The 9,354-nt window shown below is 66.5% G+C and carries 8 protein-coding genes; 2 read left to right on the forward strand and 6 right to left on the reverse strand.

Annotated elements, in window-relative coordinates:
- The coding region (locus AB4Y99_RS21025) for a YqhA family protein (protein WP_441524688.1) at positions 1-270 on the reverse strand (270 nt) is incomplete at its 3' end.
- A gap of 248 nt (positions 271-518) precedes the next feature.
- Here AB4Y99_RS21025 and AB4Y99_RS21030 point away from each other — a divergent pair.
- On the forward strand, positions 519-986 hold the full coding sequence (locus AB4Y99_RS21030; RefSeq protein ID WP_441524689.1) for a BA14K family protein: 468 nt from the start codon (positions 519-521) through the stop codon (positions 984-986).
- A gap of 135 nt (positions 987-1,121) precedes the next feature.
- Complete coding sequence (gene xth, locus AB4Y99_RS21035; protein WP_441524690.1) at positions 1,122-1,901, forward strand: exodeoxyribonuclease III; 780 nt, start codon at positions 1,122-1,124, stop codon at positions 1,899-1,901.
- Positions 1,902-1,907: 6 nt separating this feature from the next.
- Here the strand turns inward: xth and AB4Y99_RS21040 are convergent, their stop codons facing one another.
- From AB4Y99_RS21040 to dps, 5 genes are all read right to left on the reverse strand, one after another.
- The gene (locus AB4Y99_RS21040; RefSeq protein ID WP_248312667.1) at positions 1,908-2,840 is read right to left on the reverse strand and encodes a tetratricopeptide repeat protein; all 933 of its coding nucleotides are present in this window, start codon (positions 2,838-2,840) and stop codon (positions 1,908-1,910) included.
- Positions 2,841-2,856: 16 nt separating this feature from the next.
- Positions 2,857-4,587 carry a dihydroxy-acid dehydratase gene (ilvD, locus tag AB4Y99_RS21045; protein ID WP_113252343.1) on the reverse strand — a complete coding sequence of 577 codons (1,731 nt, stop codon included), beginning with the start codon at positions 4,585-4,587 and terminating at the stop codon, positions 2,857-2,859.
- A 288-nt stretch (positions 4,588-4,875) separates the two neighbouring features.
- Positions 4,876-5,457: a YqaA family protein gene (locus AB4Y99_RS21050; protein WP_113252344.1), complete on the reverse strand. Its 582-nt coding sequence runs from the start codon at positions 5,455-5,457 to the stop codon at positions 4,876-4,878.
- A 150-nt stretch (positions 5,458-5,607) separates the two neighbouring features.
- Positions 5,608-8,427: a valine--tRNA ligase gene (locus AB4Y99_RS21055; protein WP_441524691.1), complete on the reverse strand. Its 2,820-nt coding sequence runs from the start codon at positions 8,425-8,427 to the stop codon at positions 5,608-5,610.
- Between the two features lie 147 nt (positions 8,428-8,574).
- On the reverse strand, positions 8,575-9,132 hold the full coding sequence (dps, locus tag AB4Y99_RS21060; RefSeq protein ID WP_441524692.1) for a DNA starvation/stationary phase protection protein Dps: 558 nt from the start codon (positions 9,130-9,132) through the stop codon (positions 8,575-8,577).
- Positions 9,133-9,354: the final 222 nt, after the last annotated feature.

Consider the following 9,354-nt stretch of genomic DNA (forward strand, 5'->3'; position numbering starts at 1 on the left):
GACGATCACCATGATCAGCAGGTTCGAGATCATCACCACGTCGATCAGTCCCAGCACGACCAGCATGATCTGCTGCTCGCTGAAGTCGAAGGCGTGGGTGACGAGGTGCCAGAGCTCCTTGAGGAACAGGAAGACGTAGACGCACTGGGCCACGATGAGGCCGATATAGAGCGGCAGCTGCAGCCAGCGGGAGCTGAAGATCAGCGCCGGCAGGGGCTTCATCGCGCCAGGCGGGGCGGAACGGGAGGGCGAGCTGCCGGTCTGGGCCATGGTAGGGTCCTGATCCTTCGAATGCATGAGGAGGTTTCTGTGAGGCGAAGCGCTAGATGGCGAGGAAAACCCGTCGACGCAAGACGCCGGATGAGGCTCCGAGCCTCAACAGCCACAATGTTGTGACGGCGCATTTACGCCGGGATTGCGGACTAGTCTTTCCGCCGGCTCGATAAATCGCTACAATCACGCCCAATCGGGGGGACATGCGAAGTTCCACTCGCACGGGACAGTAAAGGAGTTTCGCCATGATCAGGACGTTTGCCGTCGCCGCCGCCCTCGCCGGCTGCGCCGCTCTCGCTGCTCCCGCCACCGCGGCGCCGCTGGCGCCGGCCTCTGCCGCGGTCGCCTCGGCCAAGGCGGATGCCGGCCTGCTCCAGACCGTGCAATGGCGCCGCTACGGCTATTACGGCCCCCGCTATTACGGTGGCTACCGCCGCGGTCCGGCCATCGGCGCCGGCATCGCCGCCGGTGTCATTGGCGGTGCTCTGGCGGCCGGTGCGCTGGCCGCGCCTCCGCCGCCGCCAGTTTATTACGAGCCGGCCCCGGTCTATGTCGCGCCGCCGGTGGTCTATGCTCCGCCCGTTCCGCGTGCCTATGGCTACAGCGTCGAGGACACCGACGCGGTCGCCTACTGCTCGCGCCGCTTCCGGTCCTACAATCCCGAGACCGGAACCTATATCGCCTCGGGCGGTGTCGTCCGCGCCTGCCCCTGACAGGGCCCGACAGCCCGACCGGCAATCAATGGCTCCCCGCAGCGATGCGGGGAGTTTTTGTTTGCGGTGGAAAGCGACTTGCCATCGCGATTGCGATTCCGCTTATCTGCGGCCTGCCTGATACCGGAGCATCTCGTGCGCATCGCCACCTGGAACGTGAACTCGGTCCGCCAGCGGCTCGGCCATCTGCTCGATTTCCTGAAGGAGGCCGAGCCGGACGCGCTCTGCCTGCAGGAGATCAAATGCCTCGATGCCGATTTCCCGCGCGCCGAGATCGAGGCGGCCGGCTGGCAGGTCGAGACGCACGGGCAGAAGACCTTCAATGGCGTCGCGATCCTCAGCCGCAGCAAGCTCGAGGATGTGCGCCGCGGCCTGCCCGGCGACGAGGGCGACGAGCAGGCGCGCTATCTCGAAGGCGTGCTGCCGCTAGGCAACGGCGTGGTGCGGCTGGCCTCGATCTACCTGCCCAACGGCAACCCGSCGAACACCGAGAAATATCCCTACAAGCTCGGCTGGATGAAGCGGCTCACGGCGCATGCCGAAATGCTGCTGGAGCACGAGGAGCCGCTGGTGCTGGCCGGCGATTACAACGTCATCCCCGAGCCCCGTGACGCACGCGACCCCGCGGCCTGGGTCAGCGATGCGCTGTTCCTGCCCCCGACACGGGCCGCCTTCCGGGAGCTTCTCAATCTGGGCCTGACCGAAGCCTTGCGCAGCACCACCGAGGCCGGGGGGCTCTACACCTTCTGGGATTATCAGGGCGGCGCCTGGCAGCGGAACAACGGCATCCGCATCGACCATCTGCTGCTGTCGCCGCAGGCGGCCGACAGGCTCGCCGGCGTGAAGATCGCCAAGCATGTCCGCGGCTGGGAGAAGCCGTCGGACCATGTGCCGGTGATGATCGAGTTGAATTAAGAGGCTCTAAGGCCGGCCGGCGCCGCGGCTCGGGCTGGCGCCGGTTGCGACCTGCTGGCGCTCCACCAAAGCAAGGGCGGCCGTACGGTCTGCCGGCGACGCCGACGCGAAGGCGGCATCGTTGCGCTCGAGGATCCAGGCCTCGCGCGCCGGATCGGCGCTCTCGCGGGCCAGCGCGAGCCACATCAGGCCGAGCACGGGCTGGCGCGGCACGCCCTCGCCGCCACGCAGCAGCATCTCGCCGAAGGCGGCGCGGGCCGGCGCATGGCCCTTCTCGGCAGCGAGCTTCATCCAGCGCGCCGCCTGACGCGGATCGCGGGCGGTGCCCTGCCCCTTCATATAGAGCCGCGCCAGATTGTACTGGCCGTCCGGGTCGCCGAAATAGGAAGCGGCGTAGTTGAACATGTCGAAGGCACGGTCGGGATTGGGCTTCACATAGCTGCCCTTGATCCCGTCGATGAAATAGCTGCCGAGCGCCACGAAGGCGCTGCCGACCATGCGGCCGTCCGCCGTGCCGGGAATGGCGTCGGCATTTTCATCCGCGATCTTCGAGAAATATTCGAAGGCCTTGAGATCGTTGGTCGGGACGCCTTCGCCGCCGGCATACATCCGGCCGAGCTTGTACTGCGCGGTGAGATGCCCCTGCGAGGCGGCGTATTCGAGTGCGCGGACGGCTCCGACCTGATCCCCGGCGGAGGAATCGCGCATCCAGGCGCGCAGCGCGTCGCGCGCGCTGTTGAAGGGGACGAGCGGCAGGGCTGAATGCGCCATCGGCGTGTTCGGAGCCGGCGCGATCGTGGCCGTGTCGGGCGAGGTCGGGCGCGAGGAATCGGGTTCCGGGAGAGCGATTCCGGGAATCGGCCTCGGCGGCAGCATGGGCTGCCCATTGGCATAGTCCTGTGCCCGGGCGACCTGGGGGCCGCCGAGCATCAGCAACATGCAAGCTATGGTGACGTCAGATATCCGCATAGCAATGGGTTTCGGCCGCCCCTCCTGGGTGGGTGACGGCGCCGCCTTTGGCGGAGCCGACCGTCTGCGCGTATTTCCACAGCGCGCCGGAATTGTAGTCGGTCTTCCGCGGTTTCCAGTCCTTACGACGCTCCTCAAGTTCGGCATCAGAAAGGCGGACTGCGAGCTTTCCTGTGATGGCGTCGAGTTCGATGATGTCGCCGTCGCGGATCAGGCCGATCGGGCCGCCGACGGCGGCTTCAGGCCCGACATGGCCGACGCAGAAACCGCGGGTCGCGCCCGAGAAACGCCCGTCGGTGATGAGGGCTACCTTGTCGCCCATGCCCTGGCCGTAGAGCGCCGCGGTGGTCGACAGCATCTCGCGCATGCCGGGGCCGCCCTTGGGGCCCTCATAGCGGATGACGAGGACGTCGCCGACATTATAGGTCCGGTTCCTGACCGCCTCGAAGGCATCCTCCTCGCGGTCGAAGCAGCGCGCCGGGCCGGTGAAGACGAGCTGGTCCTCCGGCATGCCGGCGATCTTCACGATGGCGCCCTCGGGCGCGAGATTGCCCCGCAGGCCGACGACGCCGCCGGTCACCGTGATCGGCTTGTCGGCGCGGTAGACGACGTCCTGCTGGTCGTTCCACTTCACCGAGGCCATGTTCTCGGCGATGGTGCGGCCGGTCACGGTCATGCAGTCGCCGTGGAGATAGCCGGCGTCGAGCAGGCTCTTCATCACCAGCGGGATGCCGCCGACCTCGAACATGTCCTTGGCGACGTATTTCCCGCCCGGCTTCAGATCGGCGATATAGGGCGTCTTCTTGAAGATCTCGGCGACCTCGAACAGGTCGAAATCGATGCCGCATTCGTGCGCGATCGCCGGCAGGTGCAGCGCGCCATTGGTCGAGCCGCCAGTCGCGGCGACGACCATTGCGGCGTTCTCCAGCGCCTTGCGGGTGACGATGTCGCGCGGGCGGATGTTGCGGGCGATCAGCTCCATCACCATCTCGCCGGCGGTGTAGCAGAAGGTGTCGCGGACATCGTAGGGGGCCGGAGCGCCGCAGCTATAGGGCAGCGCCAGGCCGATCGCCTCGGCGACCGTCGCCATGGTGTTGGCGGTGAACTGGGCGCCGCAAGAGCCGGCCGAGGGGCATGCAGCCTCCTCGAGCTCCTTCAGGTCCTCGTCGGACATCGCGCCGACCGAATGCTTGCCGACGGCCTCGAACACGTCCTGGACGGTCACGGGACGGCCCTTGAAGGTGCCGGGCAGGATCGAGCCGCCATAGATGAAAATCGAGGGGACGTTGAGGCGGACCATCGCCATCATCATGCCGGGCAGCGACTTGTCGCAGCCGGCGAGGCCGACCAGCGCATCGTAGCAATGGCCGCGCATGGTGAGCTCGACCGAGTCGGCGATGACCTCGCGCGAGGCCAGCGACGACTTCATGCCCTGGTGGCCCATGGCGATGCCGTCGGTGACGGTGATCGTGCAGAATTCGCGCGGCGTGCCGCTGGCGGAAGCGACGCCTTTCTTCACGGCCTGGGCCTGGCGCATCAGGGAGATGTTGCAGGGGGCGGCCTCGTTCCAGCAGGAGGCGACGCCGACGAAGGGCTGCGCGATCTGCTTCGCGGTCATGCCCATCGCGTAATAATAGGAGCGGTGCGGGGCCTTGGCCGGGCCGACGCTCACATGGCGGCTCGGCAGCCTCGACTTGTCGAACACACGCGCATCCATCGCCACTCGCCCTGTCCTCCCAGACCAGCCCGGCCGGAAAATGCCACGCCGATCAGGCCGATCGCAACGCCGGCCTCGAAACCCCGATTTCGGCCGGGATATTGCGATCCGCAGCCTCACGAAGTTTCAATTTGTCTATATCTCAAAGACTTAACGTGCCCTTGTGCTGGGCGCTCTTTGTGGCGGCTTCGCGGCGAGCCCGGGCATGGACATGGCGCCGGGAGCGTTCCCGCCACAGTGTTGCAGCGATGACACGAAAAGGCCGATGCGACGGCGGAGCGCCGCGCCTCAGAGTACCATCGGCAGGACGAAGAAGCCGCCGACCACAACCACCAGTAGGGTCAGCGCCGCCAGCGGCAGGTGCTTCTCGATGAAGATGCGGATGTCGTCGCCATAGAAGCGCAGGGCCACCGCGATCATCAGGAAGAAGGTGACGCGGGAGACGACCATGCCGACCGTGAACTTCCACAGGTCGAAATGCAGGAAGCCCGACATGATCGTGACGATCTTGAAGGGGATCGGCGTGAGGCCCTTGGTGACGAGCACCCAGAACCAGTAATCCTGCGAGGTGGCGATGAGATGCGCGGCCTTGTCCTGCAGCCCGTAGATCCCGATCAGCCAGGAACCGAGCGATTCATAGAGCAGCGCGCCGATGGCGTAGCCGAGATAGCCGCCGAGCACGGCGCCCAGCGAGCAGATTCCGGCGTAGAACCAGGCGCGATCCGGCCTGGCGATGCACATCGGCAGGAGCAGCGGCAGGGGCGGCAGCGGGCTGATCGAACTCTCGACGAAGGTCAGCGCAAAGAGCAGCCAGGGAGCGGCCGGGTGCGAGGCGTAGGAAACACACCAGTCATAAGCCCGCTTCAGCATGGGTCCTGATCAGCCGATCCGAATTGCCGCCATATCGCGCATGGCGGAGTTGCGCCATGCGCATCTAAGCGATGTCCAAGGAGAAGGCGAGTCCTCTCTTACGGTAACGTCAATTTGAAGACGCAGCGGTGGCCGGAATGCGGTGGCGGGTCAGGCCAGCCGCGCCAGCGCCTCCGCGATCTTCGTCTTGCGCGCTTCCGCCGCAGCCTTGCGCTCGCGATTCTCCTCGACGATCTCGTCGGGCGCGCGGGCCATGAAATCGGGGTTGCCGAGCTTCTTCTCGACGACCGCGATGTCCTGGTCGAGCTTGGCCAGTTCCTTGGTCAGGCGGGAGCGCTCGGCATCGAGATCGATCAAGCCGGCCAGCGGCAGCGCCGCGACCTCGCCGCGCACGATGATCTGGGCCGACTGCGCCGGAGCCGCCGTTTCGAAAGCGATGTCGGAGACGCGGGCGAGCCGTTCGATCATCGGCCGCCAGCTCTCGATGGTCGCGCGCGTCGCGGCCGAGGCGTTGACGAGGACGAGCGGGGCCTGCGTTCCGGCCGGCACGTTCACTTCGGAGCGGACCGAGCGGATATCCGAGATCAGGTCGACGACGAAGCCGATCTCGGCTTCCGCCGCCGCGTCCTTGAGACCGGAGAGATCCGGCCAGCGCGTGAGGCAGACCAGCGCGTCATCGCCGGCGGCGAGCTTGCGCGGCGCGCCGGCCCCGGCCTTCTGGGCCCAGAGCTCTTCCGTCAGGAAGGGCATGAAGGGATGCAGGAGCTGGCAGATCAGGTCGATGACATAGGCAACGGTCGCCTGCGTCTCGGCCTTCTCGGCGGCATCGACGCCCTCGCCCTGCAACACGGGCTTGGCGAGTTCGAGATACCAGTCGCAGAACTGGTTCCAGACGAAGCGATAGGCCGCGCCCGCCGCCTCGTTGAAGCGGAAGCTCGGGATGCCGGCGGCAATGTCCTCGGCCGCTTGCGCCGCCTCGCTGAGGATCCAGCGGTTAAGCGGCTGCCTGACATTGGCCGGATCGAAGCCGTCCGCCCGCGCGCAGCCGTTGATCTCGGCGAAGCGCGCCGCGTTCCAGATCTTGGTCGCGAAGTTGCGATAGCCCTCGACACGCTGCGTGCTGAGCTTGATGTCGCGCCCCTGAGCCGCCATCGCCGCCAGGGTGAAGCGCAGCGCATCGGCGCCGTACTGGTCGACGAGCACCAGCGGGTCGATGACGTTGCCCTTGGACTTCGACATCTTCGCGCCCTTCTCGTCGCGAACGATGGCGTGGATATAGACGTCGCGGAACGGCACCTCGTCCATGACGTTGAGGCCCATCATCATCATCCGGGCGACCCAGAAGAAGATGATGTCGAAGGCGGTGACGAGCGTCGCCGTCGGGTAATAGTGCTTGAGCTCGGCGGTCTGCTCGGGCCAGCCCAGCGTCGAGAACGGCCAGAGCGCCGAGGAGAACCAGGTATCGAGCACGTCCTCGTCGCGCGTCAGCGCGACGGTGTCGCCGTAATGCGCCATTGCGAGCGTCTGCGCCTCGGCCTCCGACTCGGCGACGAAGACCTCGCCATCCGGCCCGTACCAGGCCGGGATCTGGTGGCCCCACCAGAGCTGGCGCGAGACGCACCAGGGCTCGATGTTCTCCAGCCAGTCGTAGAAGACCTTGGTCCAGTTCTCGGGCGTGAATTTGGTGCGGCCATCCTGGACCGCCTTGATCGAGCGCTCCGCCAACGGCTTGACGTCGACATACCACTGGTCGGTGAGCCAGGGTTCGATCACGACATCCGAGCGGTCGCCATGGGGAACCGTATGGCCGTGCGGCTCGACCTTCGCCAGGAAGCCGCGCTCGGCCATCATCGCGACGACGCGACGGCGGGCGGCGAAGCGGTCGAGCCCGTCAAGCGCCAGCGTCTCGCCGTCCGGCTTGGCGCCGGCCAGGAAATCCTCGTTGCCGGCGAGCAGGATGCGCGCCTCGCCGTCGAGGATGTTGACGACGTCGAGCTGGTGGCGCTTGCCGACCTCGAAATCGTTGAAGTCATGCGCCGGTGTGATCTTGACCGCGCCGGTGCCCTTCTCCGGGTCGGCGTAATCGTCGGGCACGATCGGGATGATGCGGCCGACCAGCGGCAGCACCGCCTTGCGGCCGATCAGATGGCCGATCGTCTCGTTGTCCGGATGCACGGCGATGCCGGTGTCGCCCAGCATCGTCTCCGGGCGCGTCGTCGCGACGGTGATGAAGGTCGAGGCGTCGTCGGCGTCGTAGGTCGCACCTTCGAGCGGGTAGTTGAAATAGTAGAGATGGCCGTTCGGGTCGCGATTCAGCACCTTGTCGAGCTTGGCCGGGTCGAAGGCCTCCTCGCTGCCGCGCTCCCATTTGAACGAGCCGTTCTTCTCGATCTGCAGGACCTCGATGTCGGAGATCGCGGTCTGGAACTTGGGATCCCAGTTCACGAGGCGCTTGGCGCGGTAGATCAGCCCCTGCTTGTGCAGGCTGACGAAGACCTTGAGGACGGCGGCCGACAGACCCTCATCCATGGTGAAGCGCTCGCGCGACCAGTCGCAGGAGGCGCCGAGGCGGCGAAGCTGGTTGACGATCGTGCCGCCCGACTCCTCCTTCCACTTCCAGACCTCGGCGAGGAAGGCCTCGCGGCCCATCGTGCGGCGGTCGGTCTTGTTCTCGGCGGCGAGCTTGCGCTCGACGACCATCTGGGTCGCGATGCCGGCATGGTCGGTGCCTGGCTGCCAGAGCACGTCCTTGCCGCGCAAGCGCTCGAAGCGGCAGAGCACGTCCTGCAGCGTGTTGTTGAGCGCGTGGCCCATATGCAGCGAGCCGGTCACGTTTGGCGGCGGGATCACGATGCAATAGGGCTCCGCGCCAGGCTGAGCTCCCCTGCCCGCCTTGAAGGCTCCGGCCTCGTCCCAGGCCTTGCTGATCCGGGCCTCGACGGCTGCCGGCTCGAAAGTCTTGTCCATCATCGCATCGCTCGAACGCAGAAAGGCCGGGGAACCTGCCCCGGCCGGAAAAATCACGGGCCAAAAGGTCTCGGCCCTTAAGAGCCCATGCACGGGCCGCGCGTCAACGTTTTCGATGATGCGCCGCACCCTGCAAGGCCAGCATGGACCTCAGGCGAGGTTCGACTGCAGGAACCAGAGCGACTTGTCGAGCATGCGGGAATAGGCGGTGAGGATGTCGGCGGAATCGGCATCGCCGGCCTCGTCGCAGGCATCGATCGCCTCGCGCACCTTGTTGCCGGCATCCGCGTAACGCTCGATCAGCGCTTTGAGATGGTCCTGAACCGGGACGATATCCGTCGGATAGGGCTTGAGCGACGTCGCGCCGGCCGTCGTCTGCACGGTTCCGAGCGCGATGCCGCCGAGCTGGGCGATGCGCTCGGCCACGGTGTCGACATGCTCGTCGAGATCAGCACGGAAGCCATCGAGCATCAGATGGACGCCGATGAAGCCCGGCCCCTTCAGATTCCAATGCGCCTGCTTGGTCACGAGTGCCAGATCGATGCCATCGGCAAGGCGCTCGTTGAGCAGCCCCACGACCTTCGCCTTGGTGTTCGATGCCAGCTCGATTCTGCTCGACTTGACGATTTTCGCGGGAGCCGATGTCTTCGCCACCGCCCTGGCGGCAGGCGCTGTCTTGGTTGCGGGATTTTTGCCGGACTTGGCCATGGGTGAGATCCCCTGAGGAAGGAAGCGGGGCCTGCGCCGGGTTGCGCGGCTCGCGCCCCTCCTACGCCTCAGACGATCGGTTGTTCCCGCCCCGCATCGCCGCGATGGCACGGAACCTCCGTCGCGGCGGGCGGTTGCACCCACAAGATCAGCACGGGAAGAGCCTGCCCGCCGCGCCGGGCATCGCTGTCGCCCGCTCAGCGGCACCGCGCAACCGCAAGG

The sequence above is a fragment of the Allobosea sp. TAB14 genome (assembly GCF_052113865.1).
GTDB classification, from domain to species: domain Bacteria; phylum Pseudomonadota; class Alphaproteobacteria; order Rhizobiales; family Beijerinckiaceae; genus Allobosea; species Allobosea spartocytisi.

What these genes read in the sequence shown, in the direction of transcription:
- AB4Y99_RS21050 (WP_113252344.1), bottom strand. Translation starts at nt 5,457, where the DNA reads ATGCTGAAGCGGGCTTATGACTGGTGTGTTTCCTACGCCTCGCACCCG.
- AB4Y99_RS21055 (WP_441524691.1), bottom strand. Translation starts at nt 8,427, where the DNA reads ATGATGGACAAGACTTTCGAGCCGGCAGCCGTCGAGGCCCGGATCAGC.
- dps (WP_441524692.1), bottom strand. Translation starts at nt 9,132, where the DNA reads ATGGCCAAGTCCGGCAAAAATCCCGCAACCAAGACAGCGCCTGCCGCC.
- ilvD (WP_113252343.1), bottom strand. Translation starts at nt 4,587, where the DNA reads ATGGATGCGCGTGTGTTCGACAAGTCGAGGCTGCCGAGCCGCCATGTG.
- AB4Y99_RS21030 (WP_441524689.1), top strand. Translation starts at nt 519, where the DNA reads ATGATCAGGACGTTTGCCGTCGCCGCCGCCCTCGCCGGCTGCGCCGCT.
- AB4Y99_RS21040 (WP_248312667.1), bottom strand. Translation starts at nt 2,840, where the DNA reads ATGTTGCTGATGCTCGGCGGCCCCCAGGTCGCCCGGGCACAGGACTAT.